The organism is Collinsella tanakaei (assembly GCF_016900375.1).
GTDB lineage: Bacteria > Actinomycetota > Coriobacteriia > Coriobacteriales > Coriobacteriaceae > Collinsella.
In genome coordinates this window covers 1-323 of sequence record NZ_JACJKB010000063.1, presented here as the reverse complement: position 1 = coordinate 323, position 323 = coordinate 1, and the positions used below count along the sequence as shown (strand labels likewise).

Annotated in this window: 1 protein-coding gene; it reads left to right on the top strand. The window is 74.9% G+C overall.

Translation table 11 applies throughout. The features are described from left to right. The coding region (locus H6A16_RS10620; protein WP_204619027.1) for an S-layer homology domain-containing protein at positions 1–323 on the top strand (323 nt) is incomplete at both ends.

Sequence of the window (323 nt, the reverse complement as noted above, 5' to 3'; positions counted from 1 at the left end):
GACATGGACGCCCCCGCGGCGCCCTTCGCCGACGTGCTGCAGGGCGAGTGGTACGCCCCCTACGTCAACTGGGCCAACGAGGCCGGCGTCATGACCGGCTACGAGGGCGCCGGCACCTTCGGCGTGGGCGACCCGCTCACCCGCGAGCAGTTCGCCTCCATGGTCGCGCGCGCCGCGGGCGCCGACCTCGACGCTGCGGACACCTCGGTCCTCGAGGGCTTCGGCGACGCCGACGGCGTCTCCGGGTGGGCCGAGACCGCCATGGCGTGGGCGGTCGAGAACGGCGTCATCAGCGGCGTCGAGCTCGACGACGGCTCCCGCGC